At 56.7% G+C, this 25,329-nt stretch carries 24 protein-coding genes, 2 tRNA genes and 1 pseudogene; 21 read left to right on the forward strand and 6 right to left on the reverse strand.

Annotated features, from left to right (window positions below; translation table 11 throughout):
- Positions 1 to 14 precede the first annotated feature (14 nt).
- The 4 genes from EGM97_RS15080 to EGM97_RS15095 form a co-directional block, all read right to left on the reverse strand.
- Positions 15 to 269, reverse strand: a complete 255-nt coding sequence (locus EGM97_RS15080; RefSeq protein WP_058546227.1) for a DUF2164 domain-containing protein — start codon at positions 267 to 269, stop codon at positions 15 to 17.
- Entirely contained in the window at positions 269 to 907 is a 639-nt protein-coding gene (hisH, locus tag EGM97_RS15085; RefSeq protein ID WP_238961301.1) for an imidazole glycerol phosphate synthase subunit HisH, read from the reverse strand. Before hisH ends, EGM97_RS15080 begins: the two co-directional genes overlap by 1 nt.
- A complete protein-coding gene (hisB, locus tag EGM97_RS15090; RefSeq protein WP_024778052.1) occupies positions 907 to 1,500 on the reverse strand; it encodes an imidazoleglycerol-phosphate dehydratase HisB in 594 nt (197 codons plus the stop codon). The genes hisH and hisB overlap by 1 nt, the downstream gene beginning before the upstream one ends.
- Before the next feature lie 272 nt (positions 1,501 to 1,772).
- Positions 1,773 to 3,434: an OFA family MFS transporter gene (locus tag EGM97_RS15095; protein WP_238961302.1), complete on the reverse strand. Its 1,662-nt coding sequence runs from the start codon at positions 3,432 to 3,434 to the stop codon at positions 1,773 to 1,775.
- A 263-nt stretch (positions 3,435 to 3,697) separates the two neighbouring features.
- On the opposite strand from EGM97_RS15095, the gene panM reads away from it, so the two are divergent.
- The 11 genes from panM (at position 3,698) to EGM97_RS15150 (ending at position 13,691) form a co-directional block, all read left to right on the forward strand.
- Positions 3,698 to 4,096 carry an aspartate 1-decarboxylase autocleavage activator PanM gene (panM, locus tag EGM97_RS15100; protein ID WP_238961304.1) on the forward strand — a complete coding sequence of 133 codons (399 nt, stop codon included), beginning with the start codon at positions 3,698 to 3,700 and terminating at the stop codon, positions 4,094 to 4,096.
- Between the two features lie 215 nt (positions 4,097 to 4,311).
- Positions 4,312 to 6,540 carry an AsmA family protein gene (locus tag EGM97_RS15105; protein WP_238964190.1) on the forward strand — a complete coding sequence of 743 codons (2,229 nt, stop codon included), beginning with the start codon at positions 4,312 to 4,314 and terminating at the stop codon, positions 6,538 to 6,540.
- Positions 6,537 to 7,604, forward strand: a complete 1,068-nt coding sequence (gene mutY, locus EGM97_RS15110; protein ID WP_238964189.1) for an A/G-specific adenine glycosylase — start codon at positions 6,537 to 6,539, stop codon at positions 7,602 to 7,604. The genes EGM97_RS15105 and mutY overlap by 4 nt, the downstream gene beginning before the upstream one ends.
- On the forward strand, positions 7,601 to 7,873 hold the full coding sequence (locus EGM97_RS15115; protein ID WP_053147893.1) for an oxidative damage protection protein: 273 nt from the start codon (positions 7,601 to 7,603) through the stop codon (positions 7,871 to 7,873). Before mutY ends, EGM97_RS15115 begins: the two co-directional genes overlap by 4 nt.
- Positions 7,874 to 7,975: 102 nt before the next feature.
- Positions 7,976 to 8,051 (forward strand) — tRNA-Phe (locus EGM97_RS15120).
- Positions 8,052 to 8,176: 125 nt separating this feature from the next.
- On the forward strand, positions 8,177 to 8,506 hold the full coding sequence (locus EGM97_RS15125) for a DHCW motif cupin fold protein (RefSeq protein WP_232777098.1): 330 nt from the start codon (positions 8,177 to 8,179) through the stop codon (positions 8,504 to 8,506).
- Between the two features lie 67 nt (positions 8,507 to 8,573).
- A complete protein-coding gene (locus EGM97_RS15130; RefSeq protein WP_238964188.1) occupies positions 8,574 to 8,975 on the forward strand; it encodes a hypothetical protein in 402 nt (133 codons plus the stop codon).
- Between the two features lie 247 nt (positions 8,976 to 9,222).
- Positions 9,223 to 10,290: a PDDEXK nuclease domain-containing protein gene (locus EGM97_RS15135; protein WP_238964187.1), complete on the forward strand. Its 1,068-nt coding sequence runs from the start codon at positions 9,223 to 9,225 to the stop codon at positions 10,288 to 10,290.
- A 77-nt stretch (positions 10,291 to 10,367) separates the two neighbouring features.
- Entirely contained in the window at positions 10,368 to 10,973 is a 606-nt protein-coding gene (locus EGM97_RS15140) for a biliverdin-producing heme oxygenase (RefSeq protein ID WP_238964186.1), read from the forward strand.
- On the forward strand, positions 10,970 to 13,204 hold the full coding sequence (locus EGM97_RS15145; RefSeq protein ID WP_238964185.1) for an ATP-binding protein: 2,235 nt from the start codon (positions 10,970 to 10,972) through the stop codon (positions 13,202 to 13,204). The genes EGM97_RS15140 and EGM97_RS15145 overlap by 4 nt, the downstream gene beginning before the upstream one ends.
- A 40-nt stretch (positions 13,205 to 13,244) precedes the next feature.
- Positions 13,245 to 13,691 (forward strand): hypothetical protein, encoded by a 447-nt coding sequence (locus EGM97_RS15150; protein ID WP_238964184.1) that lies wholly within the window; start codon positions 13,245 to 13,247, stop codon positions 13,689 to 13,691.
- 9 nt (positions 13,692 to 13,700) lie between these two features.
- Here the strand turns inward: EGM97_RS15150 and EGM97_RS15155 are convergent, their stop codons facing one another.
- Positions 13,701 to 14,150 carry a carboxypeptidase regulatory-like domain-containing protein gene (locus EGM97_RS15155; protein WP_238964182.1) on the reverse strand — a complete coding sequence of 150 codons (450 nt, stop codon included), beginning with the start codon at positions 14,148 to 14,150 and terminating at the stop codon, positions 13,701 to 13,703.
- A gap of 392 nt (positions 14,151 to 14,542) precedes the next feature.
- On the opposite strand from EGM97_RS15155, the gene EGM97_RS15160 reads away from it, so the two are divergent.
- From EGM97_RS15160 to EGM97_RS15205, 10 genes are all read left to right on the forward strand, one after another.
- Positions 14,543 to 15,316, forward strand: coding sequence for an ABC transporter ATP-binding protein (locus tag EGM97_RS15160; RefSeq protein ID WP_238964181.1), 774 nt, complete (start codon positions 14,543 to 14,545; stop codon positions 15,314 to 15,316).
- A gap of 13 nt (positions 15,317 to 15,329) precedes the next feature.
- Complete coding sequence (locus EGM97_RS15165; protein WP_238964179.1) at positions 15,330 to 16,082, forward strand: ABC transporter substrate-binding protein; 753 nt, start codon at positions 15,330 to 15,332, stop codon at positions 16,080 to 16,082.
- Between the two features lie 75 nt (positions 16,083 to 16,157).
- Positions 16,158 to 16,853, forward strand: a complete 696-nt coding sequence (locus EGM97_RS15170) for an ABC transporter permease (RefSeq protein WP_238964178.1) — start codon at positions 16,158 to 16,160, stop codon at positions 16,851 to 16,853.
- On the forward strand, positions 16,850 to 17,539 hold the full coding sequence (locus tag EGM97_RS15175; protein ID WP_238964177.1) for an ABC transporter permease: 690 nt from the start codon (positions 16,850 to 16,852) through the stop codon (positions 17,537 to 17,539). The genes EGM97_RS15170 and EGM97_RS15175 overlap by 4 nt, the downstream gene beginning before the upstream one ends.
- On the forward strand, positions 17,520 to 18,773 hold the full coding sequence (locus EGM97_RS15180; protein ID WP_238964176.1) for a methyltransferase: 1,254 nt from the start codon (positions 17,520 to 17,522) through the stop codon (positions 18,771 to 18,773). Before EGM97_RS15175 ends, EGM97_RS15180 begins: the two co-directional genes overlap by 20 nt.
- A 310-nt stretch (positions 18,774 to 19,083) precedes the next feature.
- Positions 19,084 to 19,929 carry an FkbM family methyltransferase gene (locus EGM97_RS15185; protein ID WP_238964175.1) on the forward strand — a complete coding sequence of 282 codons (846 nt, stop codon included), beginning with the start codon at positions 19,084 to 19,086 and terminating at the stop codon, positions 19,927 to 19,929.
- A gap of 54 nt (positions 19,930 to 19,983) precedes the next feature.
- Positions 19,984 to 20,059 (forward strand) — tRNA-Thr (locus tag EGM97_RS15190).
- A gap of 22 nt (positions 20,060 to 20,081) precedes the next feature.
- Positions 20,082 to 21,026 (forward strand): hypothetical protein, encoded by a 945-nt coding sequence (locus tag EGM97_RS15195; RefSeq protein WP_238964174.1) that lies wholly within the window; start codon positions 20,082 to 20,084, stop codon positions 21,024 to 21,026.
- Positions 21,027 to 22,068: 1,042 nt separating this feature from the next.
- Positions 22,069 to 23,211 (forward strand): SIR2 family protein, encoded by a 1,143-nt coding sequence (locus EGM97_RS15200; RefSeq protein WP_238964173.1) that lies wholly within the window; start codon positions 22,069 to 22,071, stop codon positions 23,209 to 23,211.
- Positions 23,208 to 24,566, forward strand: coding sequence for a helicase HerA domain-containing protein (locus EGM97_RS15205; RefSeq protein WP_238964172.1), 1,359 nt, complete (start codon positions 23,208 to 23,210; stop codon positions 24,564 to 24,566). Before EGM97_RS15200 ends, EGM97_RS15205 begins: the two co-directional genes overlap by 4 nt.
- A gap of 478 nt (positions 24,567 to 25,044) precedes the next feature.
- On the opposite strand, the pseudogene EGM97_RS15210 reads toward EGM97_RS15205, so the two are convergent.
- Positions 25,045 to 25,227, reverse strand: a pseudogene (locus tag EGM97_RS15210) (phage portal protein); the annotation flags it as partial.
- Between the last annotated feature and the right edge of the window lie 102 nt (positions 25,228 to 25,329).

Consider the following 25,329-nt stretch of genomic DNA (forward strand, 5'->3'; position numbering starts at 1 on the left):
GCTTGGCTCGGAAATCAGTTTTTCTCGAGCGCCCACAGGTCGCTTTCGATGCTTTCGAACCTTTCCTTAAGGTGCGTCTGCACGTCGAAAATCGCCCTGTTGTAGTAGTGCGGAGCAATTTCGCGGGTAAACAGGTCAAGAATTTCCGCCGCTTCGAACGAGCCCAGGTCCAGTTCGAAACGCTCCTCCATGAACCGCTGGATCTTGCGGTTCGCCTCACTTTCCTGCTCGGACGTGAGGGTGAGGATCGGCGGCTTCTTGCGTGCCATTACCAGCGACCGTCCCACGCCGCAAAGTTCTGCAACAGCTGCAGGCCATGGGTATGGCTCTTCTCGGGATGGAATTGCACGGCGAAACGCGAACCATCAGCCAGGGCGGCGGCGAAATCGACGCCATAATGACCGCTGCCCACCACCTGCCGCGCATTGCCGGCTGCGATGTAGTAACTGTGTACGAAGTAGAAGCGCGCCAGGTCCGGAATGTTGTGCCACAGCGGATGGTCCACCGCTTGCTTCACTTCGTTCCAGCCCATGTGCGGGACCTTCAGGTCCTCACCCTCTTCATGCAGGTTCTTGCCGAAGAATTTCACCTGGCCGGGGAACATGCCGATGCAATCGACGCCGGAGTTCTCTTCGCTGCGCTCCAGCAAGGCTTGCATGCCTACACAGATGCCGAGGAACGGGCGGTCCTGGCTGACCTCCTGCACCAGCGAGTCGAAGCCCAGGCGACGGATCTCGGCCATGCAGTCGCGAATCGCACCGACGCCGGGGAAGACCACCCGGTCGGCTTCGCGGATCACGTCGGCATCGCTGGTGATCAGTACCTTGCCGGCACCCACGTGTTCGAGAGCCTTGGCCACCGAGTGCAGGTTGCCCATCCCATAGTCGATAACCGCAACGGTCTGCATCACAGGACGCCTTTGGTGGAGGGCATCTGGCCGGCCATGCGGTCGTCCAGCTCTACGGCCATGCGCAGTGCGCGGCCGAAGGCCTTGAACACGGTTTCGATCTGGTGGTGGGTGTTGTGCCCACGCAGATTGTCGATGTGCAGGGTGACATTCGCGTGGTTGACGAACCCCTGGAAGAATTCCTGGAACAAGTCGACATCGAAGCCGCCAACGGTGGCACGGGTGTACGGGACATGCATTTGCAGGCCGGGACGGCCGGAGAAGTCGATGACCACACGCGACAGCGCCTCATCGAGAGGCACGTAGGCATGACCGTAGCGACGGATGCCCTTCTTGTCGCCGATGGCCTGGGTAAAGGCCTGACCCAGCGTGATGCCGACGTCTTCCACCGTGTGGTGGTCGTCGATATGCAGGTCGCCCTTGCTGACGATGTCCAGGTCGATCAGCCCGTGACGGGCGATCTGGTCGAGCATGTGCTCAAGGAAAGGCACGCCGATATCAAACCGGGCCTTACCGGTGCCATCCAGGTTGATCGAGGCTTTGATCTGGGTTTCCAGAGTGTCGCGCTCGACAGACGCCTTACGTTCGGCCATCACCAGCTCCGCAAAATCATTGGGCGAAAAAGGCAGCCATTATAGGGGCGCGAGCGGCAAACAGAAACACGAACGGTGATATCGCTGACGGGCTGGATGCCCCGTCGTCGGGGATAGACATGTCCATACAAGCTTTGGGCACACATAAAACAAATGTAGGAGCGAGCCTGCTCGCGATAGTGGCGGGTCAGCCGACAAAGATGTCGATTGACACTGCCTCATCGCGAGCAGGCTCGCTCCCACAGGACCGCAGGGGTTGCTTCAGCTATGCGTTAGTGAAACAACACCGCCGTCTTCTGCAGGGTCACCCACACACCCCACGCCAACGGAATGCCTACCACCAGCCAGGCAGCGACCGCCAGCGGCTTGGTGCCCGGTGCGGCTTTCCATTCCAGCGAAGTGGTGCTATCGGCGCCTTTGTCATGACCCAGCGCCTGTTCGGCGGCCAGTTCGGCGTCGGTCATGAAATATTTGTCGGCGACCGGGCGAACCATCAGGTTGCACAGGAAGCCCAGCACCAGCAGGCCGGCGAGGATGTACAGCGTGATGTCGTAAGCCGCGGCACGTTCAACGCCGATGCTCAATTGATATTCACGCAGGTAGTTCACCAGTACCGGACCGAGCACGCCTGCCGCGGCCCAGGCGGTCAGCAGACGACCGTGGATCGCGCCCACCATCTGCGTACCGAACAGGTCGGCCAGGTAGGCCGGCACGGTGGCGAAACCACCGCCGTACATCGACAGGATGATGCAGAACGCCGCCACGAACAGCGCGACGCTGCCCAGGTGACCGAGGTTCGGAATCAACGAATACAGAGCAACGCCCAGGGCGAAGAACACGAAATAAGTGTTTTTACGGCCCAGGTAATCCGAGAAGGATGCCCAGAAGAAGCGCCCACCGATGTTGAACAGGCTCAACAGACCGGTGAAGCCCGCCGCGATGGCCGCGATCTGGCCCAGTTGCGCGGCGTCCAGTTGACCGAAGGGCAGATCGTTACCGAGCAACTTGCCACCAAACACTTCCTGCAGCAGTGGCGAAGCCATGCCCAGGATACCGATACCGGCAGACACGTTCAGGCACAGCACCAGCCATACCAGACGGAATTGCGGGGTTTTCCAGGCAACGTTCACGTGAACGTGACGATGGGTGATCATCGCGTTGGCGGCTTTCTTCGGGGCCGGGGTCCAGCCTTCAGGCTTCCAGCCAGTCGGCGGAACGCGGTACGACAAGGCACCACCGATCATGAACACGAAATAGATCGCGGCCATGACCAGGAAGCTTTGCCAAACGCCCACGTCAGTCGGCGAAGCGAAGTGGTTCATCAGCGCTGCTGCCAGCGGAGCACCGACCATCGCGCCGCCACCAAAACCCATGATCGCCATGCCGGTTGCCATGCCACGCTTGTCCGGGAACCATTTGATCAGGGTCGAGACAGGCGAGATGTAGCCCAGGCCCAGGCCGATACCACCGATCACGCCGGAACCGACCCACATCAGCCAGATCTGGTGGGTATAAATACCCAGAGCGGAAATCAGCAGTCCGCCGCACCAGCACAAGGCCGACACGACACCCGCCTTGCGCGGTCCGGCGTGTTCCAGCCAGCCGCCCCAGATGGCTGCCGAGCAACCCAGGAAGATGAAGAACAGGGTGTAGATCCAGCCGAGCATCGAGATCGGCCAGTCGCATTGGGACGAAAAGACTTGCGAGATGAAACTCATATCCGGCGCGCAGGCCACAGGCTTGGTGATGCCCAGTGCCTTGGACAGCGGCAGCCAGAACACCGAAAAGCCATAGGCCATGCCGATGCACAGGTGAATGGCCAGTGCGGCCGGTGGCACCAGCCAGCGGTTGAAGCCGGGCTTGGCAATAATGCGTTCCTTGGAGAGGAATGCTGGCTGGTCGGCAACGCCGTCCGCCGTAATGCTCGTGCTCATTGTGTATCCCCCAGTTGTTAGAATGGTTCGCCAGCCACGCATCACCCTCAGCCTTCATTGCACGCAGGCACGACTGTATTTTCCGGTGAAGCTCCATTTTGGTGCGACATCAAGTCGCAGAAGGACGGGCGAACGGGTAAAGGTTACCATTTGCTCGTGACAGAAAAACCAAAGTGATATCACCTTTTTCATGTCACCTGTCTTATCGCGCCGTTGTCGGCTTTCTGTAGGGCGCAGATCTTTTTTATTTCTCAGGAATTTCCATGCCCATCGTCGTCGAGCACGTGAGCGAAGCCACACGCCAGGATCAACAGGACCTGCAAAAAATCTATCAGGATGCCCCCTCCTGGTTGTTGGAGCCGTTCAGCGACGCCGCCCAATTGATCCAGGCCTGCCTGGAAGAGGGTTCGATGATCGCGGCACGCTTCAATGACCGGTTACTCGGCGCCGCTCGCCTGCAACGGCACCAGAACGCTTGGCACTTGTCCCAGATGTGCGTACGAAACATCACTCGCCGCCGTGGCGTGGCTGAACGACTGGTGAGCGAAGCGCAGAGGATGGCCCTGCAAGACGGTGCCCAGTTACATCTCCTGGCACCGGCCGGGCAACTGACAGCCCAGGCCCTGGCGGCCAAATTGAAACTGCCCCTGGATGAGTGCTGACTAGGCTCTGTTTGAAAAGTCTTGAGACGAAGGTCAGGCAAGGCGAAAACCGGCGAGGAAGCGGAGTTTACTGGAGTAAATGAGCATTCCGAGCCGGTTTTCAACGCAGCATGAACGAGTATCAAGGCTTTTCAGGCAGAGCCTAAAGCCGAACACAAATCCACGGCGTTATACTCCAAGGCTTAATCTTGAACTCAACCTACAAGGACTCGCCCATGAAAGCGTTCGGCAAAATCCTGGGTCTGGTACTTCTCGGGTTGTTGCTGATCATTGTGGCCCTGGGCTTTGCCCTGACCCACCTCTTTGATCCCAACGACTACAAGGAAGAGATCCGCCAGATTGCCCGCGACAAGGCCCACATTGAGCTGACCCTCAATGGCGACATCGGCTGGAGCCTGTTTCCATGGCTGGGTCTTGAATTGCACGACGCCAGCGTCGCCACGCTGGCCAACCCGACACAACCGTTTGCCGACCTGCAGATGCTCGGCCTCTCGGTACGCGTGATTCCTCTGCTGCGCAAGGAAGTGCAAATGAGCGATGTCCGGGTCGAAGGCCTGAACCTGCGCCTCAATCGCGACAAGAGCGGCCACGGTAATTGGGAAGACATCGGCAAAGTGCCGACACCGGCCACGACGACGGCGAGCGCTCCTGCACCGGCCGACCAACCCGCCCCGCCCGCCAGCGCCCCGACGGAAAAACCTGCGCAGCCGACCCGGCTGGACATCGACAGCCTGACCGTGAACAACGCCAGGGTCGAATACACCGACGAGCAAACCGGCAAGCAGTTCAGCGCCGAAAGCATCCAGCTGAGCACCGGCCCGGTCCACGACTCCACCAATATTCCGGTCAAGCTCACCGCCTTTCTTTCCAGCAACCAGCCCGCCGTGCGCGTGCGCACCGAAGTCACCGGCGAACTGCGCTTCGAACGTGCCTTGAAGCGCTACAAGTTCGAAGACCTCAAATTGTCCGGCGAAGTCACGGGGGACCCGTTGCAAGGCAAGACCCTGAACTTCAACGCCCAGGGCCAACTGTTTTTGGACAAGGCCGCCAACGTGGCCGAATGGACCGGTATCAAGTTGTCCCTGAACCAATTGCGTGCCTTGGGCGAACTGAAGGTCAACGACCTCGACAAGACCCCGCAACTGAACGGCGGCGTATCAATCGCTCAGTTCGACCTGGCGAACTTTGTCGACAGCATCGGCCAAAAGCTGCCAGCCATGGCCGAGGGCAGTCTGACTAAAGTGGAACTGGCCAGCCGGATTGCCGGTACGCCCAGTAGCGTCGAACTCAATGACATCAATCTGAAGATCGACGACAGCACCTTCAGCGGCCGCATCGCTGTGCAAGATTTCGCCAAGCAGTCCCTGCGTGCTCAGCTCAAGGCCGACACATTCAACGTCGACCGCTATCTGCCACCAAAATCTGCCGAGACCGACAGCGCCAAGGTCGCCCGCGAGGCGGAAGTCAACAACACCGAAGCCAGTGCCATGGCCGGCGCCGGCAGCACGCCCCTGCCAAGCTCGCCGACCCAGGGCGCCTGGAGCAACGACCGGCTGTTTCCGGTGGAGCGCTTGAGCAAACTGGACGTCGATGCCGACCTGACCTTTGGTCAACTGACGCTGGATAAACTGCCGATCCAGAATGCCGCCCTCAAGGCCACCGGCCAGGGTGGCCTGTTGACCCTGGAGAACCTGCGGGGCGATCTGTACAGCGGCAACTTCGAAGCCAAGGGCACCCTGGACGTACGCCAGGCCACGCCGCAATTGAACCTGCAAACCCGGATCAATCGGGTGCCGGCCGACAAAATCATCGAAAGCCAGGGCAAGAATCCACCTCTCAAAGGCCTGGTGACCCTCAACAGTGCCGTGACCGCCAGCGGCAACAGCCAGAAGGCGCTGATCGAAAGCCTCAATGGCAATGCCGGTTTCGTCATCAATGATGGCGTGCTGCTCAATGCCAACCTCGAACAGCAGCTGTGCAAAGGCATCGCCCTGCTGAACCGCAAGAACCTGAGCGGCGAACCGCGCGGCAAGGACACGCCGTTCGAGCAACTCAACGGCAACCTTGTGTTCCACAATGGCGTTGCCAGCAACCCGGACCTGAAAGTCCGCATCCCTGGCATGACCGTGAACGGCAACGGCGATATCGACCTGCGGGTGCTGGGCATGGACTACCGGGTTGGCGTCATCGTCGAAGGCGACAAGAGCGACATGCCCGACCCGGCCTGCCAGGTCAACGAACGCTACGTCGATGTTGAATGGCCGTTGCGCTGCCGCGGCCCGCTGGAGCTCGGCGCCAAGGCCTGTCGCCTGGACAACGACGGCCTGGGCAAGGTCGCGGCGAAACTGGCAGGCGACCGTCTCGGCGACAAGATCGACGAGAAGCTGGGAGACAAAGTCAGCCCCGAGTTGAAGGATGCGCTCAAGGGACTGTTCAAGCGATGAGAGCCGAGCAGTTTTCCACCGCCGTCCTGGACTGGTTCGATCGCCACGGGCGCCACGATTTGCCCTGGCAGCGAGACATCACCCCGTATCGGGTATGGGTCTCGGAAATCATGCTGCAGCAGACCCAGGTCAGCACCGTGCTCAATTACTTCGACCGGTTCATGGCCTCGCTGCCCACGGTACAGGCCCTGGCCGCCGCGCCGGAGGACGAAGTGCTGCACCTGTGGACCGGGCTGGGCTACTACACCCGCGCACGCAATCTGCAGAAAACCGCCAGGATCGTCGTCGACCAGTACGGCGGCGAATTCCCCCGGGACGTGGAAAAACTCACTGAGTTGCCGGGGATCGGCCTGTCCACCGCCGGTGCCATTGCCAGCATCAGCATGGGCCTGCGGGCGCCGATCCTGGACGGCAACGTCAAACGGGTGCTGGCGCGCTTCACTGCCCAGGAAGGCTATCCGGGCGAACCCAAGGTAGCGAAACAACTGTGGGCCACTGCCGAGCGCTTCACCCCCCAGGACCGGGTCAACGCCTATACCCAGGCGATGATGGACCTGGGTGCAACGCTCTGCACCCGCAGCAAACCCAGCTGCCTGCTCTGCCCACTGAAAGTCGGCTGTGAAGCTCACATGCTGGGCCTGGAAACCCGCTACCCGATACCCAAGCCTCGCAAGGAAGTCCCCAGGAAACGTACCTTGATGCCAATGCTGGCCAACCGCGAAGGCGCGATCCTGCTTTACCGTCGCCCCTCCACCGGCTTGTGGGGTGGCTTGTGGAGCCTGCCGGAACTCGACGACCTTGACGACCTGCAGCACTTGGCCTTGCAGCATTCGCTGGAGCTGGGCAAGCAACAGGAACTGCCGAGCCTGGTTCACACCTTCAGCCATTTCCAGTTGGCGATCGAACCCTGGCTGGTCCGGGTCCGGGAAACCGGCCATCACGTGGCCGAGGCCGACTGGCTCTGGTATAACCTCGCCACCCCGCCGCGCCTGGGCCTCGCAGCCCCGGTCAAGACATTGCTCGAACGCGCGGCCGTCGTATTGAATGCAGGAGAATCGTCATGACCCGCACCATCATGTGCCGCAAGTACAAAGAAGAACTGCCCGCCTTGGAGCGTGCTCCGTTCCCTGGCGCCAAGGGCCAGGACATCTACGACAATGTCTCGGCCAAGGCCTGGGCTGACTGGCAGAAACACCAGACCCTGCTGATCAATGAAAAACGCCTGAACATGATGAATGCCGAGGACCGCAAATACATCCAGGGCGAGATGGACAAGTTCTTTTCCGGCGAAGAATACGCCAAGGCCGAAGGCTACGTGCCGCCATCCGAATAAGCCGCTCGACGCCGGGGCGAATCGTAAGCGACGGTAATAATTAAATATTTTTTGATAACGTGCTTGACGCCCCCCCGAAAAACCCGTTTAATGCGCCCCGTTGCCCAGATAGCTCAGTCGGTAGAGCAGGGGATTGAAAATCCCCGTGTCGGCGGTTCGATTCCGTCTCTGGGCACCAAATACCGAAAACCCGATCAAGAAATTGATCGGGTTTTTTATTGTCCGGAGTTTTCTTCCCTCCCCTCCATCGACTCGGCTACATTTCTCGTCACTGCCTCCCCTTCCCCAACCCGACGAGTCAACATGGACATCACCGGCATCCCCTTCGGCACCACCGACTGGTCAACCCTAGAACCCACCGAACACAAAGGCGTCACCGGAAGCGCTTTTTGGCGCACCCGGCAATTCGGGAACATCCGGGTGCGAATGGTGGAGTACACAGCGGGGTATCTGGCCGATCACTGGTGTACCAAAGGTCACATTTTGTTTTGCCTCAAAGGGGAGCTGAACACCGAGCTGGAAGACGGGCGGCAATTCGTGCTCAAGCCCGGCATGAGCTACCAGGTAGCCGACCAGGCCGAGCCTCATCGTTCATCAACTTCGGTGGGGGCCACCTTGTTCGTGGTGGATTGAGATTCGAAGCCCTCGCCGTGAAGCTGTAGGATAGATGGCCTTATTTCTCATGGCAGGAATCTGACCCATGTCATCGCCAAACAAACAGCAGAAGCGAAACCAGCGCGCCAAGGCGAAAGCCAAGAAGAACCGGATCCAGCGCGCCGCTGCGCCGAACGATTTCCTGGACCCCAACGATGAGCGCATCGACCTGGAGACTGTGGACCTGTCGGAGCTGTTCCAGGTCATGCGCGCTGCCGAAAAGGTCAGCCAACAGGCCATGTGCGCGGTTTTCCTGGGCCACCCTTTGCTGGCACTCGTGCTGGAGCAGGAAGGCGAAGAGGAAGCCACCGACTTTATCATTACCGCCTTGATCGAATATCGACGCATGACCACGGGTGTCGACGAACAGACTGCACTGGACTGGGTCGAGAGCCCGCAATTCCAGGCTGATTACGTCGCCGCGTCCCAAGCTTTGGCGAACAGCTGAAACTGCAAACATCGCCCTGTGGCGAGGGGATTCATCCCCGCTGGGCTGCGCAGCAGCCCTCGAACGCCTGGATGACATTCTCCAGGACTATGTCCTACAACACAGACTCCACCACCCGGCCGCTCCGTCATCCCGGTCCTGCATGAGTTTGCAATGATTCCTCCAGGCCAAACAGCATCGCCCTGCATCATCGGCACGACCGTTAGAGCATTCTCTTGGGCCGCCCAACACTACGGCTGCCATTTCGATGACTTCCCTACTGCCTCAAGACGACCCGGAACTCACTCCCCTGATCAACGAACTCGATGAACTGATCCGCCAGGCTCGCCAGAAGGTCCTGCGCGCCGTCGACACCCTCCAGGTGCAGACCTGCTGGCAGATCGGCCGGCACATTATTGAATTCGAACAGGGAGGCGCGGAGCGGGCGGCTTATGGGACCCGACTGCTGGCGACGCTGGCGAAGGCGCTAACGGGGAGGTTCGGGAAAGGGTTCGATGAGCGCAACTTGCGCCACATGAGAGACTTTTATCAAAAGTTTCCGATTTGGAACGCAGTGCGTACCGAATTGAGCTGGACCCATTACCGCACGCTTTTACGTATAGAAGATGGCAATGCCCGTCATTGGTACATGAACGAGGTGGCCATGCAGAACTGGTCCACTCGCGCCCTCGAACGCCAGATTGGCACCTTTTACTACGAACGCCTGCTGGCGAGCCGCGATCGCCCGGCAGTGCAGCAGGAGGCCGACACCCATCTCAAATCCCTCGACCTTGGCCCCAGAGATATCGTCAGGGACCCGGTCGTCCCGGAGTTTCTCGGACTGCCCAACGCCGGCATCTTGTTGGAAACCGATCTGGAACAGGCCCTCATCGATCAACTACAGGGCTTCCTTCTTGAACTGGGCAAGGGCTTCGCCTTCATAGCCCGTCAGCAACGTATCAGCACCGATAGCAGGGACTTCTATCTGGACCTGGTCTTCTACAACTACCTGCTCAAATGCTTCGTGATCGTCGACATCAAGCGCGGCGAACTGAGCCACCAGGACATTGGGCAGATGGATATGTACGTACGCCTCTACGACGACCTCAAGCGCAGCCCCGACGACAAACCCACCGTCGGTATCATCCTCTGCGCCCAGAAGGATGAGTCAGTGGTGCGTTATTCCGTCTTGCAAGGCAATGAACAATTATTCGCCAGCCAATACAAACTGGTCCTCCCCACGGAAGAAGAGTTGCGCATTGAGCTGGATCGCGAGCGGGCGCGGCTTGGAGAGCGACAACCGGCACGGCCACGAAAGACGAAAGTCGACGCCTGATGATCGCTAACTCAAAAACCCCTGTAAGCTCTGATGCGCTTCTTCAGCAATGCTTCACCTCAAGAGTCCTTTTCCGCATGCCAACGGTTGCATCATCCCCCTCTCTGATCCAGGCATTGCGGACCGAAACCGCCGAGCTCCACGTCGCCCTGGAAAAACGTCTGCCGTTTTTCTCCGCTGGCCTGGATCTTGAGCTCTACCGGCGCTTGATGACGGCCTACTACGGTTTTTACCAGCCGCTGGAGCAACGCCTGCATGTCCTGTCGCTGACACCGACCGGGCTGGACCAGTCCCGGCGAATCAAGCTCCCCGTCCTGCGGGCGGATCTGGTGGCGCTGGGCATGGATGACGCCGCCATCGAGGCGCTGCCCACCTGCCACGCACTGCCCGAAATAGAGTCTCGCACCGCCGCGCTCGGCGTGTCCTATGTGCTGGAAGGTGCAACCTTGGGCGGGCAGATCCTGCGGCGTCGGGTAGCCGAACAGCTCGGTCTGGACGCCTCCAGCGGTGCGGCGTTTCTCAACGTGTACGGCGAACTGACCGGGCGGCGTTGGAAGGATTTTCTCGATTACCTGGGCGACAGGAACCTTGGCAGCGCCCAGACGCTCGAAGTCACACGCGCCGCCAAGGCGACATTTACCTGCTTTGAACGCTGGCTGGATTGCCAGGAGGTCCTGTTATGAACCCGGAAAACCAAGAAGCCTTCGAAGAACTGCTGGCCAATTGCGCAGACGAGCCGATTCGCTTCCCCGGGGCCATTCAGCCTCACGGCGTGTTGTTGATGCTGTCCGAACCCGACCTCGTGATCCGCCAGATCAGCGCCAACGTAACGCAGCTGATGGGCCATGATGCCAACCGGCTGTTGGGGCAGCCGCTGGACGAACTGTTCGGGTCGAAACAAGCCGAAGCCATCCGTGACGCCTGTCGCGTCGAGGCAGGAGACGACAACGCCCCTCTGGAGATCCTGGTGAACCGGCAGCGTTTCGACGCCCTGGTCCATCGCCATCAGGGTGTCCTGATCGTCGAAATGGAGCAGCACCTGAGCGACTACCGCCCCGAAGGCGTCAACGGTGAAGCCAACATGGGCCGCATGCTGCAGCGTCTGCAAGGCGCGAAAACCCTCCAGGCCCTGTACGACATCAGCGTTCGGGAAATCCAGGCCATGACCGGCTACGATCGCGTGCTGATCTATCGCTTCGAAGAAGAAGGCCATGGGCAGGTCATTGCCGAAACCAGCGCGCCCTCGATGGAACTCTACAAAGGACTGTTTTTCCCGGCATCGGATATTCCCGAGCAGGCCCGTGAGCTGTATCGCACCAACTGGTTGCGGATCATCCCCAACGCCGATTACACGCCGGTACCGCTGGTTCCGGAGCTGCGTCCCGATACGCGGACGCCGTTGGATTTGAGCTTTGCAACCCTGCGCAGTGTTTCGCCGATCCACCGGCAATACATGAAGAACATGGGGGTGTTGTCCTCCATGAGCATCTCGCTGATGGATGGTGAACGCTTATGGGGGCTGATCAGTTGCGGCAACCGTCAGCCCTTGCTTGTCCCCCATGAGATGCGCAAGGCCTGCCAGACCATCGGCCAGGTGCTGTCACTGCAGATCAGTGCCATGGAGGCCCTGGCGCTGAGCCGCCAACGAGACGCCAAGCTTGACGATCTCGGCATACTGGCCAAGGCCATGGCCGAGTCCAGCGATAACGTCTTCGACGGCTTGTCCCACGAACCACAACGCTTGATGGACCTGACCGGGGCGAGCGGAGTCGCGATTTTCGAAGACAACAAACTGCACCGTCACGGCCGGTGTCCTGAACCGGAGCAGATCCGGGCGCTGCACCAGTGGATTCTTGAAAGCGGTCAACCGGTGTTCTCCCACCATCAGTTGGGCAGCGTTTACTCGCCAGCCCTGAGTTACCAGGACGTGGCAAGCGGTGTGCTGGCAATTCACCTGCCCAAACCAGTGGAAAACGGCGTGTTGTGGTTTCGGCCCGAAGTGAAGGAAACCATCCATTGGAGCGGCGACCCGCAAAAGCCCTTGGACCTGGAAAACAGCAACACCGGCTTGCGCCTGCGACCCAGGACGTCCTTCGAAATCTGGAAAGTCGAAATGGCCGGCATCAGCGCCAAATGGAGCCATGGCGACCTCTTCGCTGCCAACGACTTGCGGCGCTCGGCCCTGGAAAACGATCTGGCTCGCCAGGTGCTCAAGGAACGTCAGGCTGTGCAAGTTCGCGATGAGCTGGTGGCAGTGGTTTCCCATGACCTGCGCAGTCCGATGACGGCCATCTCCATGCTCTGCGGCATGATGCAGAAGTCTTTCAGCTCTGACGGCTCCCACAGTTCGAAGCGAATTGCCTCGGCCATCGACACCATGCAACAGGCTACCAGCCGCATGAACGCGCTGCTGGAGGACCTGCTCGATACCTCGCGTATTGACGCCGGGCGTTACACCATCAATCCCCAGCCGATGGAAGTCAGCCAGATATTCGACGACGCGTGCTCGCTGCTGACACCGCTGGCCAACGCCAAGGCCATCAATATCTCGTTCCACGCCGAACCCGACCTGAAAATCAAGGCTGACCCCGAGCGGTTGTTCCAGGTGCTGTCCAACTTGATTGGAAACGCCATCAAGTTCACCCCCCAACAAGGCGTCATTGGCATCAGCGCGATGTCGGTGGGCGATGAAATCGTGTTCAGCGTCCGCGACTCAGGCCAAGGCATTACGCCGGAGCAGCTGCCTCATATCTTTGATCGCTATTGGACGATCAAGGAAGGCAACCCCAACGGCACCGGACTGGGGCTGTACATTTCCAAGGGGATTGTCCAGGCCCATGGCGGTAAACTGCACGCCGAAAGCCAGCCGGGCAAGGGCAGCGAATTCCGCTTTACCGTGCCGAGAATCGACTGAGCCAGGCATTACCTTTTAACGAATTGGAAACCGAAGCCCGATGGCCTCATTGAACAAGCAGCAAAAGCGCGCCAAACGCGCAAAGGACAAAGCCAAGCAGATCCGCATGACAGGTCGCAAAGCGATACCAATGTACGGTGATCCGGCCTACGCCACCGCACAGCCACCCGTTTATGTGTTGGAGTTGTTCGCCAAGCTGCGCGAAGCCGAGGCTATCGGTCGAAGCGAACTGCTCGACACTCTGCTGTCGTCCCTGAGCGTGATGATCATTGAACGTCCAGGTCTGTTGGACCTGAAGAACGCTGAAAACGAAAGCATGGCAGCCACCAACCTGGCCGCCGACATGCTGGTGGACTACCGCATGTGGGCCGATGGTATGGACCGTGAAGCGGCCCAGCGCTGGCTCAGCACCCCGGAGTTCATCAAGGATTTCAGCGAGGCGCTGGACCGCTATCGCCAATCGATGGAAGGACCCGCCAGCGAATAAGCCGCTCGGCTATTCGTCGCCGCTCCAATGAAACACCAGGTTACGGACGGCGCCGCTGCCTACATCAGCGGTGTCGCGGCGCTCCTCGCCGTTGCGCGTCGCCACGACCTTGTACTTGCCCGGCGGTAGCTGCACATATACCAGCGGGCCCGCGTCCTCGAGCGTCAACAGCGTTTGTCCCGATGCATTCTGGACAGTGACGTCCACGTCCGGAATGTATTTGCTCTCAGGCCCGACCGAAAACGTCATGTGCAGGTTGTAACCCTGTGCCTGCCCGATGGCGCGGGCTTCATCCTCACCGATGCCACCGGACAGGTAAGTGATGCCGTTCTGTTGGAGCGGCTGGACTTGCACGCCTGTGTTGTCGATGGGAGCGAGGTTGGTGGCAACGACCGTGACGGGCAGCAGAAGCGCGCCCAGCGCGACGAAGGGCAACACAAGGAAATCGATATGCTTCATGGCGAGGACTCCAGATTATGGAAATGGCTCACATGACTTCTCTTTTGATTGTGGTTAGGCGCCTGGGTTTAGATCCATTGGGACTTATCAGAAGTGCCAGTTTTTCTAACGCGGTAACGCTCATCCGATTAACCCTTCCCACCCCCACCCAAAGCTGGCACCATCGCGCCTTTTTTTACGCAACGCCCCCAGGCCTTTCATCGGTAAACGGAGTCAAACGACCGTTCGGTTGTTGATGGCGCGACAGTCTGCTGCGCCGATGCGACAACCTGTCGCGCATCATCGGTTTACCACCCGCAGCGCTGTTGGCGGCCATTCGGACGCATGCTAGCTTGGCCGCCTCGCCAGGAAGGCCGCCAACAGCAAGGGAGCACATATCATGAGGACCGCACATGGCCCAGGCCACGCCCGCGCTTGAAATCCGCAACCTGCACAAACGCTACGGACAGCTGGAGGTGCTCAAGGGCGTCTCGCTGACCGCCCGCGACGGCGATGTGATCTCGATCCTGGGTTCGTCCGGATCCGGCAAGTCCACATTCCTGCGCTGCATCAACTTGCTGGAGAACCCCAACCAGGGCCAGATTCTGGTGGCTGGGGAAGAGCTCAGACTCAAGCCGGCGAAAAACGGTGAATTGGTGGCCGCCGACGGCAAACAGATCAATCGTATGCGCAGCGAGATCGGTTTTGTATTTCAAAACTTCAATCTCTGGCCTCACATGAGCGTGCTCGACAACATCATCGAAGCCCCGCGCCGCGTGCTCGGCCAGAGCAAGGCCGAAGCCGTCGAAGTGGCCGAGGCCCTGCTGGCCAAGGTCGGCATCGCCGACAAGCGCCACGCCTACCCTTCCGAATTGTCCGGCGGCCAGCAGCAGCGTGCGGCCATCGCACGTACCCTGGCGATGCAGCCCAAGGTGATTCTATTCGACGAGCCCACCTCCGCCCTTGACCCGGAAATGGTCCAGGAAGTACTCAATGTGATCCGCGCCCTGGCCGAGGAAGGCCGTACCATGCTGTTGGTGACCCATGAAATGGGCTTCGCCCGCCAGGTTTCCAGCGAAGTGGTATTCCTTCATCAGGGCCTGGTCGAGGAACAGGGATCGCCACAGCAGGTCTTCGAAAACCCGCTTTCGGCGCGCTGCAAACAATTCATGTCCAGCAACCGCTAACGGAGCAGTGCATATGCAGATCTACAAGAAGTTTCTCCTGGCCGCAGCCGCCGGCCTGGTGTTCTCGGCCAACGTCATGGCGGCTGAAAAGCTGCGCATGGGCATCGAAGCCGCCTACCCACCGTTCAACAACAAGGACGCCAGCGGCCAGGTCGTGGGCTTCGACAAAGACATCGGCGATGCCTTGTGCGCGAAGATGAAAGTCGAATGCGAAGTGGTCACCTCCGACTGGGACGGCATCATCCCTGCCCTGAACGCCAAGAAGTTCGATTTCCTGATCTCCTCGCTGTCGATCACCGACGAACGCAAGCAGGCCGTGGACTTCACCGACCCGTACTACTCCAACAAATTGCAGTTTATCGCGCCGAAAAACGTCGAGTTCAAAACCGATAAAGACTCGCTCAAGGGCAAAGTCATTGGCGCACAGCGAGCCACCCTGGCTGGTACATGGCTGGAAGATGAGCTGGGCAGCGACATCACCGCCAAGCTCTACGACACCCAGGAAAACGCCTACCTGGACCTGACCTCCGGCCGCGTCGACGCGATCCTGGCGGATAAATACGTCAACTACGACTGGCTCAAGACCGACGCCGGCCGCGCTTACGAATTCAAGGGCGACCCTGTCGTGGAAAGTGACAAGATCGGCATCGCCGTGCGCAAGGGTGACCCACTGCGCGACAAGCTGAACGCCGCATTGAAGGAAATCGTGGCCGACGGCACCTATAAAAAGATCAACGACAAGTACTTCCCGTTCAACATCTATTGATGCTGACGTGCCCGGCCGGTGCTGCACCACAGCATCGGCCCTTAGCAAAGCCTGCCGCGATATGAACACACACCCATGATGATCGATCTCTACGGATTCGGCCCGGCACTCGCCGCCGGCGCGCTGATGACCGTCAAGCTGGCGCTTTCGGCCCTGTGCCTGGGGCTGGTGCTCGGCCTGCTCGGCGCCCTGGCCAAGACTTCCCCGTACAAGCCGTTGCAGTGGCTGGGCGGCACTTACTCGACACTGGTCCGCGGTATCCCGGAGTTACTCTGGGTACTGCTGATCTATTTCGGCACCGTCAACCTGATGCGTGCCTTGGGCGAGCATTTCGGCAATCCCGACCTTGCCCTCGATGCCTTCGCCGCCGGCGTGATTGCCCTGGGGCTGTGCTTTGGCGCCTACGCCACGGAAGTGTTTCGCGGCGCTATCCTGGCGATTCCCAAGGGCCACCGTGAAGCGGGTGTGGCGCTGGGCCTGTCGAAATGGCGGATCTTCACCAAATTGGTCCTGCCGCAGATGTGGCGCATTGCCCTGCCCGGCCTGGGTAACCTGTTCATGATCCTGATGAAAGACACCGCACTGGTCTCGGTGATCGGCCTGGAAGAAATCATGCGCCACGCGCAAATCGGCGTGACCGTGTCCAAGCAACCGTTCACCTTCTACATGGTGGCCGCCTTCATGTACCTGGGCCTGACGATCCTGGCCATGGCCGGCATGCATTTGCTGGAACGACGCGCCGCCCGCGGTTTTGCCAGGAGCACCCAATGAACTGGGAAGTTATCATCAAGTGGCTGCCGAAGCTGGCCCAGGGCGCGACCCTGACGCTGGAGCTGGTGGCCATTGCCGTGCTCGCCGGCCTGCTGCTGGCGATTCCGCTGGGCATCGCCCGCTCTTCTCGGCTGTGGTACGTCCGAGCGCTGCCCTACGCCTATATCTTCTTTTTCCGAGGCACACCGCTGCTGGTCCAATTGTTCCTCGTCTACTACGGACTGGCGCAATTCGATGCCGTGCGCAACAGCGCTTTCTGGCCGTATCTGCGAGACCCGTTCTGGTGCGCCACGGCTACCATGACGCTGCACACTGCCGCCTACATCGCCGAAATCCTGCGGGGTGCAATCCAGGCCATTCCGCGTGGCGAGATCGAGGCTGCTCGAGCCCTGGGCATGTCGCGACCCAAGGCGCTGCTCTATATCATCCTGCCCCGCGCCGCGCGAATCGGCCTCCCGGCCTACAGCAACGAGGTGATCCTGATGCTCAAGGCCAGCGCCCTGGCAAGCACCGTGACCCTGCTGGAGCTGACCGGCATGGCCCGCACGATCATTGCCCGGACTTACTTGCCGGTGGAGATCTTCTTCGCGGCCGGCATGTTTTATCTGTTGATGGCATTCCTGCTGGTACAAGGCTTCAAGCAGCTGGAGCGCTGGTTGCGCGTCGATGCCTGCCAAGGGCGCTGACGGCGGCGTGCTGACGGGCGAAGCATTGCTCGCCCGCTTCACGGCGTTGGACACCTTTCTTACAGCCCATCAGGTCCTGTGGAAGCCGCGTCCCTTTACCCATCTGCAACTGCCCTGGGAAACCTCCTATCCAGAACTGGCCCAATGGCTACGACGACGTTCACTGGAAGAGGCGGAAAATGACCATCATCAGCCTTGGCTGGTTGAACGTGCCCCCGCACCGTTCCCGGAACTGGCGGCGCTCTCCCATCAGTTAAGCGAAGTCGGGCAACTGCCCGCCAAGGCACTTGAAGCGCCACCCCATCGCCTCGATGTCGATGTACCTGGCCGTAAATGGCAACAGATCGAAGCCTTCGCCAGTCGTCTGTTCTTTTCCACCGAACCGAGTCACTGGCTCGACTGGTGCGCGGGCAAGGGGCACCTGGGACGACGCCTGCTGCACGATTCACAACGACTGACCTGCCTGGAATACGACCCGGCCCTGGTCACCAGCGGCCAGCAACTGAGCCAGCGTCACCACCTGCCCGCTACGCACCTCAGGCAAGACGTGCTGGCACGGGACGCGGCGCAATTCATCCATTGCGAGCACACACCCGTTGCCCTGCATGCCTGCGGAGACCTGCATGTGCGACTCTTGCAGCTGGCGAGCGCCGCTCGCTGCGAACGGATGGCCATCGCGCCGTGCTGTTATAACCGCATCAGCGCTGAAAACTACCAGCCCCTGTCCGACGCAGCCAAAGGCTCTGCTTTAAAGCTGTCGCTTGAGGATCTGAGCCTTCCCCTGACCGAAACCGTCACCGCTGGAGCACGCGTGCGAAGGCAACGGGACCACTCCATGGCCTGGCGACTGGGTTTCGACCTGCTGCAACGGCAGATCAGGGGTTGCGACAACTATCTTCCCACCCCTTCGCTCCCTACTTCCTGGCTGAAAAAAACCTTCGCTCAGTACTGTACCGATCTGGCAGGACTGAAAGACCTATCCGCAATCGGCTCGCCTGACTGGAGTGCCTTGGAAGCAGCGGGATATCAGCGCCTGGCCGAAGTACGCAATCTGGAACTGGTACGCACTCTTTTTCGTCGGCCGCTGGAGCTCTGGCTTGTGCTGGACAGGGCGCTTTTCCTTTGGCATAAGGGTTATGACGTTCGCCTTGGTACCTTCTGCGAAACACCTCTCACCCCACGAAACCTGATGCTGCTGGCGGAACGTTGCACAGATGCAACAGCCTGTGGATAACTCTGTTGATGAAATACGCTTGGATCCAATAATTCCGCTATTTTCCGAGCCACCCTGCGCTGGTCATTTTTTACTCACATGAATAAAAAAACCATGAAAACAGTTATTTGCGGGTAAACGAGAAGGCCATCACAAAATTCAAACACTTTTATCGTCTTGTTCTGCCCGTTGTGCATAAGCCCCGCATAAAACGACATAACCGCCGAATTCAAGGGTGCTCTGCGCCGGCAATTGCGCCTATCCCATCCGTGCAGTACAACAGTCCGACGTATCTTGACAGACACACTGCCGACACACTCAAGGACTGGTCGTGACGTTCATTTCCTACGCACAAAATTTCGAAGACATACGTCTGTGGCGAGCCCTTCAGTCGGTGGAAAACGGCTTTTACCTCGACGTCGGCGCTAATCATCCGACAGACGACTCCGTTACCCGCGCCTTTTATGACCATGGCTGGTGCGGGATCAACATCGAACCGGTGCCGGCTTACTACGATGCGCTCTGCCAACAACGCCCCAACGACATCAATCTGCAATGCGTGGCTGGCGAAAATGCCGAAAGCCTGACGTTCTACACCATTGCCGACACGGGCTTGTCCACTGTCGAAGCCAGCGTCGCACAGCAACACCGCGACGCAGGCATGGATGTGCGCGAACAGACCGTTCTGTCCCGTACCCTGGCCTCGATCTGCGAACAATACGCCTCGGACCGCCCCATCCATTTCCTGAAAATCGACGTCGAAGGCCATGAAGAAACCGTGCTGCGAGGCATGGATTTCACCCGCTGGCGTCCCTGGATCATCCTTATCGAAACCCCATGGGCCCGCGACCAGACCTGGGAAACCCTCGTCACCGATGCCGGCTATCAGTCCATCCTGTTCGACGGCATCAACACCTACTACCTCGCCGAAGAGCACCTGGCCCTGAAACCTGCCTTCGACATTCCCCCCTGCAACCTCGATGGTTTCCGGTTTTGCAAAGGTCACAAATTCAGCCATCCCCTTAGCGACACCGAACAGCAACTCGCCGCCGCCCTGCAACGCGCCGAAGAGGCCGAAGCCCAACTTGCGGCCATCCAGAACAGCCTCACCTGGCGAGCCCTGCGCAAATTACGCAACCTCCTGCCCGACCCCTTGCCACGGCTCATGCAAAAATAGTCAGAATTCAGGGGTTTACAGAAATCCCCCAATGGCTATAATCGTCGCCCACACGCCGGTATAGCTCAGTTGGTAGAGCAACTGACTTGTAATCAGTAGGTCCCGGGTTCGATTCCTGGTGCCGGCACCAATAAAATCAAAGGCTTGCAGCGATGCAGGCCTTTGTTTTTTGCGTCAGACGTAACAAGCGACGTAACAAGCAGCTTCAATCCGTTTCATCCGACCTCAGAGGAAGGATGATCCGCGCAAGCTCGCAGGTTGCCCAGGGAGGCAAGCTCTTGAAACTAAAGGACCTGGATTGGAAGTATGTAATCGGCACCTTATTGTCGCTGGTAGCCGCGCTGCTACCTGTTTACCTTTGGCAGACGGACCTTTCAGCCTATTCATTGACGGTCCGACTTGTCTCATCTTCAGCCCTCCAGCTCCCCTCCGACTCCAAAATTCACGATATGCAAATATTTGTGAATGGAGCGAAAATTGATTCGCCCTATATTCATTCCTTGGCGCTGATCAATACGGGCTCGAAGCCAATTCCGACAGGCAGTTTCGAAACTCCTCTTCAAATACGCACAATGAACGATGCGAAGATCATCACGGCGAAGATCACAGCCACGGACCCAGCCGATATTCCGGTGAATTTGTCGATCGAGGACAACCAGGTAAAGATTCTCCCCTTCCTTTCGAACCCCAACGATCAAATCACTATCACTCTTGTGAGTTCCGGTCCTTTGGACCTGAGGGCAAAGGCTCGTATCGCTGGAGTGAGCGACGTAAATTTCGAAGATACGTCCCATAGTAAATCGCGGCCGCTACAAGCATTCTTCTCTGCGACAGTAGCGGTGCTGTGTTTAGCGCTTTACCTCTTTTTCCTACCAACAACCAAATCTCGAGGGGCAATCAAGATCGGTGGGGGAATAAGGTTTCTGAGTACGGCAGCTCTCTTGATGCCTGGCGTGTACTTCGCGATTAACACCAGTGAACAGCTTAACTTTACCGGAGGCAATGCGATCGTAGTCCTCCTTCCGTTATTCCTGATCGCCGGCGTCGTCACTGTCGGCCTGGTGCTTAGTAATCGAGCCCAAGACCCAACCCTATAAATCGCTGACTCAAAGCTTCCCAAGCTGATAACGAGGGTTCGATTCCCTTCACCCGCTCCACGTTTTTCAAGGTTTCCAGCGGTGCACGAACATGACCGCAATCGACTGGGGGCTGTTTCGGGGGCTGTTTGTGTGTTGATGCGTCAGAGTGCAATAGCACGCGCATAGCGCACGCAGGCATATACATCCCGGCCGTTTTCCGGTGAGACCTCGGAAACGAGTAATATTAGTAAGCCCCTCAGCAACTCTGCCTTAAAGCCTTGATTTCATTGGCTTTCGAGTGCATTCCACAGAGTAATTTTGAAGTAATGTAGAAGTAAGATAATTACTCTTTAGCAAGGTAATCTTTTCTTTTTTACAACCCTTTAAAATCAAGCACTTATGCCAAAATTACTTCTTCAATTACTCAAAATTACCTTCTGATGTAATCCGGCAGAGCCAATGAATACGGGCCTTTCGACGGATCCAACGCTCCAACATTTCCTCCTTACTCTTTTCCGACTACCAGCTCAGCCAGGGAGGCTTTCAGATCTCAATTCAGTTGTGCCGTCACACCTGCACTGAATCACCCCGACCTTCGCAGGGATCCGCAGGCTTTTTGCCCTTCGCCATCATCAGGACAGCGCCCGACGTTGACCGCGCCGAATGGTTTGCAGCGGTGCGGAAAAAAAGACCTATTTAGACCGGAGGCGTGGTGGGGGGATGACAGCGCGCGCCATGCGAACCTCCTCACCAATTGCTTGATCGCACAAATAATATGAGCGCCTTCCCAGTGTGCCGAGCGTTACCAGATCAGAATGTCTGCGTCGGCACTTCCCCTGACAGGATGACAAAATGCCATCCGTTGGGTTACCTTCGAACCGGTAGTGCATGTGAATAAAAGGGGGAGGAAAAAGGTCGAAAGGCGCTTCTCGGACAATATTACGAGGGCGCATAACCCTGTCGAGCTATAAAGAGTCCTCATGGCGGGACCGTCTAGCATTGTAGGGGAATTGCGCTGCAAAACGCTCTATTTTTAAGGAAATCGATAATAGGTGCGCAAATGTTTAAGTCGATTGAGCCATTAGATATCTACAATAAAAACATCAATGTACTACTAGGCTCCGGTGCATCCGCAGATTTATTCCCGACGTTGGCATTAAAAGTAAAGAGCCCATCGGGCAAATGGCAGACTATTGAGACACTCGCAACAACCTACGCGGATTGGGCTAATAGATATACCGCCCTATTTATGCATTACTACAACACATGCATATATCCAGTTCAAAACTTCTCACCTGAAAACGTGAAAGATCCTAAAGCTCGAACAAACCTCGACAACTATGAGAATTTCATAGTAACAATCCTAGGCCTGCTCGATAGAAGAAAAGATCTCAACAGAAAAATCAACATTTTCACCACAAATTACGATGGTTGCTTAGCTCATAGTGCCGACAATATTCTGGCCAACGGCTCTCATGACTTTGTCATAAATGACGGAGCCTCAGGCTTTCATAAGAAAATTTTACACGCCAAAAATTTCAGCACGTTCCAATGCCAAACTGGAATATTCGAAAGATCCCATTATGGCATTCCCCAAATAAACTTGATCCACCTACATGGGTCAGTTTATTGGTCTAAAGACAGCGAAAAAATCGAAGTCAGGTACAAGAACAATTTCAGCAACCTAATTCACGGCAGAACGCTGGCAAAGATCCAGAAATTCTCTGACTATCTAGTAACTGATGGTAGCATTACAACAAAAATTCCTAACGTAGATTTTACTTCACAGCAGCGACAGAATTTTTGGAATGCCTACAACAAACTTCCTATAGTAAACCCCACAAAATGGAAGTTTCACGAAACGGTGTTTGAAGAGCATTACTATCAAATGCTTAGACTTCTTAGTTATGAACTTGAAAAACCAAATTCAATTCTCATAGTTTTCGGCTTCTCGTTTGCAGATGAGCATATTCTCAAACTTATTCAGCGTTCGCTCGCAAATCCGAAATTACAAACTCTTATCTGCTGCTATAGCAAAAGAGGCGCGGATAGCCTGACAGAAGAATTCAAACCTTGGAGAAATGTTACGATAATTTCGCCCCCCGCAGGCGAAAACCTTGACTTCACCAACTTCAACAAATACGTCTTCTCGCTTAAGCCGCAGCGATACATAGCCCCTGACCATGAGGAGAATTTAGTATGAGCATGGTCGTGGGAGAAGTAATTGCTGTCTCAGGAATTCGAATATCCCTTAGAATTTTTGAGGACTCAAATCACGAAACAATTTTTTATGATGGTGTCAGATATAGAGGGGTGTCACTGAGAGAACACATCACAATTCAGCGCGGCTTTATTGATATTGTTTGCCTCATCGAAGGCGAATACCTCGACGAGAGAAAATTGGATATTGACGCTGAAAAAACCGTATACATACGAAAGGTAGATGTGCGTCCAATTGGCTACGTTATGGATGATACTTTCTTTGAAGGCATAAAATTTATGCCCATGATCAGAGATAAAGCGTACCTCTTGAGCGAGCCTATGGTTGCCAAAATTTACGGTGCGGAAGGGGTTTCCTCTTTTTCCATAGGTTGTATGCTAAAGGAAAATGTTCCGATCAATTTACCTTGGACAAAAATTTTCAACAGCCACATTGGTATTTTTGGTAACACAGGCAGTGGCAAATCAAATACGCTCGCGAAGCTTTACACGACCTTATTTAACGAAAAAATTGAAGCACTAAGACATAAAAGCCAGTTCGTAGTTATTGATTTTAATGGCGAATATACTGAAGGACAAATACTTCCAGCCCAAGACAAAAAAATCACCATACTAAACAACAAAAAAGCGGGTCAAAAATTCCCAATTGAAGCAGTACACTTCTGGGACGCAGAAACGCTTAGCCTCCTATTTCAAGCCACTACCAATACCCAACAACCGTTTCTAAGGCGAGTTCTCAGCGGCAAAGAGAGATTCAAGAACACCTCACTTGAACGTTACATTGAAAGAACTTTCGAAAAGGCATTTAGCGCTAGCGAACCAAAACCCGACGCGCTAGAGTTGAGTCGAGAAATCGCTAGAATTCTCGAATGCGAGCCACTGCAAGAACACCTAAAGGGCATCACTTACAATGCGCAGCGAAAGTACTTCAGAGACACATATGGAAACTACTATAACTCTGACAGCAATGGTTTTGAGCAACACCTAAAGCCGTTACTTGAACACATCAACCTGATAGACATGGATCAGTTCAGCGAACTAATTCTCCGCTGTTATCTACAACTCTGCTCGGATGTCGTTTTAGGTTATGCACAATACGAACACATTCAACCCGTGCTCTCACGAGCAAAGTCGTCAATCTCGGCACTTCGTAATGTTCTAAAAATTGTAGACGTCCCCCCCGCTCCTTCACTTTTACATGTCATCTCGTTAAAAAAATGCAAAAATGAAATAAAAAAAATCCTGCCCCTTCTCATCGCCAAAAATTACTACATAAATCATAAGGACTCAGAAACCCTCAAGAGCCCCCCCCAACCGTACACTACACCTTATAATTGATGAAGCGCATAATATTTTATCTGATCAATCCACACGCGAGCATGAAATCTGGAAAGACTATCGACTTGAACTATTTGAAGAGATCATCAAGGAGGGAAGAAAATACGGAGTTTACTTAACACTATCTAGTCAGCGCCCTGCCGACATCTCACCAACAATCGTTTCGCAAATCCATAATTTTTTCATACATCGACTCGTCAACGACCGTGACCTCATGCTTTTGGACAACACTATCAGTACCCTTGACTCCTCCTCCAAAGCCTTGATACCTACTCTTGCCAAGGGCTGTTGCGTAGTTACCGGAACGGCGTTTGACCTACCGATGATTCTAAAGATAGATCCGCTTCTCCAAGGCCATCGCCCTAGCAGTGATGACGTTAATCTGGAAGAACTTTGGAGCGTGTCTATCCCAAGCTTGAAAGCTCCATAGGTGTACAGATCCAATACTGACCTGTCGCCCCATTCACTGGGCAAGGGTTTAATTCCCCATGGGAGTTTCATAGAGCTTGAACCGCACGACGTCCTCACCGAGCCAATAATTCAACTGTGACATCCGTGTCTGAATGGGCCCCAGCTCGTTGGCCGCGTAGATCTGAGCAGCCTCCCTGATAGACCCGAACCCACCCGCGTTCTGCGGCACAATGCCCATCAACTGTAGTGGTCTAATGAAACCGGACACCCATTTAGGCGAGAATGCTCGCCAGATAGAGGTGTCTGATGACCAAGCAACGTCGTTCCTTTTCCGCTGAATTCAAACGCGAGG

It is taken from the genome of Pseudomonas sp. AF32 (assembly GCF_022342325.2).
GTDB lineage: Bacteria > Pseudomonadota > Gammaproteobacteria > Pseudomonadales > Pseudomonadaceae > Aquipseudomonas > Aquipseudomonas uvaldensis.

Coding starts and splice junctions, on each gene's coding strand:
- EGM97_RS15200 (WP_238964173.1), top strand. CDS start 22,069: ATGTTTAAGTCGATTGAGCCATTAGATATCTACAATAAAAACATCAAT.
- hisB (WP_024778052.1), bottom strand. CDS start 1,500: ATGGCCGAACGTAAGGCGTCTGTCGAGCGCGACACTCTGGAAACCCAG.
- EGM97_RS15195 (WP_238964174.1), top strand. CDS start 20,082: ATGCAGGCCTTTGTTTTTTGCGTCAGACGTAACAAGCGACGTAACAAG.
- EGM97_RS15180 (WP_238964176.1), top strand. CDS start 17,520: ATGCCTGCCAAGGGCGCTGACGGCGGCGTGCTGACGGGCGAAGCATTG.
- EGM97_RS15125 (WP_232777098.1), top strand. CDS start 8,177: ATGGACATCACCGGCATCCCCTTCGGCACCACCGACTGGTCAACCCTA.
- EGM97_RS15205 (WP_238964172.1), top strand. CDS start 23,208: ATGAGCATGGTCGTGGGAGAAGTAATTGCTGTCTCAGGAATTCGAATA.
- EGM97_RS15175 (WP_238964177.1), top strand. CDS start 16,850: ATGAACTGGGAAGTTATCATCAAGTGGCTGCCGAAGCTGGCCCAGGGC.
- EGM97_RS15150 (WP_238964184.1), top strand. CDS start 13,245: ATGGCCTCATTGAACAAGCAGCAAAAGCGCGCCAAACGCGCAAAGGAC.
- mutY (WP_238964189.1), top strand. CDS start 6,537: ATGAGAGCCGAGCAGTTTTCCACCGCCGTCCTGGACTGGTTCGATCGC.
- EGM97_RS15140 (WP_238964186.1), top strand. CDS start 10,368: ATGCCAACGGTTGCATCATCCCCCTCTCTGATCCAGGCATTGCGGACC.
- panM (WP_238961304.1), top strand. CDS start 3,698: ATGCCCATCGTCGTCGAGCACGTGAGCGAAGCCACACGCCAGGATCAA.
- EGM97_RS15130 (WP_238964188.1), top strand. CDS start 8,574: ATGTCATCGCCAAACAAACAGCAGAAGCGAAACCAGCGCGCCAAGGCG.
- EGM97_RS15080 (WP_058546227.1), bottom strand. CDS start 269: ATGGCACGCAAGAAGCCGCCGATCCTCACCCTCACGTCCGAGCAGGAA.
- EGM97_RS15095 (WP_238961302.1), bottom strand. CDS start 3,434: ATGAGCACGAGCATTACGGCGGACGGCGTTGCCGACCAGCCAGCATTC.
- EGM97_RS15105 (WP_238964190.1), top strand. CDS start 4,312: ATGAAAGCGTTCGGCAAAATCCTGGGTCTGGTACTTCTCGGGTTGTTG.
- EGM97_RS15160 (WP_238964181.1), top strand. CDS start 14,543: ATGGCCCAGGCCACGCCCGCGCTTGAAATCCGCAACCTGCACAAACGC.
- EGM97_RS15145 (WP_238964185.1), top strand. CDS start 10,970: ATGAACCCGGAAAACCAAGAAGCCTTCGAAGAACTGCTGGCCAATTGC.
- hisH (WP_238961301.1), bottom strand. CDS start 907: ATGCAGACCGTTGCGGTTATCGACTATGGGATGGGCAACCTGCACTCG.
- EGM97_RS15165 (WP_238964179.1), top strand. CDS start 15,330: ATGCAGATCTACAAGAAGTTTCTCCTGGCCGCAGCCGCCGGCCTGGTG.
- EGM97_RS15155 (WP_238964182.1), bottom strand. CDS start 14,150: ATGAAGCATATCGATTTCCTTGTGTTGCCCTTCGTCGCGCTGGGCGCG.
- EGM97_RS15170 (WP_238964178.1), top strand. CDS start 16,158: ATGATGATCGATCTCTACGGATTCGGCCCGGCACTCGCCGCCGGCGCG.
- EGM97_RS15135 (WP_238964187.1), top strand. CDS start 9,223: ATGACTTCCCTACTGCCTCAAGACGACCCGGAACTCACTCCCCTGATC.
- EGM97_RS15115 (WP_053147893.1), top strand. CDS start 7,601: ATGACCCGCACCATCATGTGCCGCAAGTACAAAGAAGAACTGCCCGCC.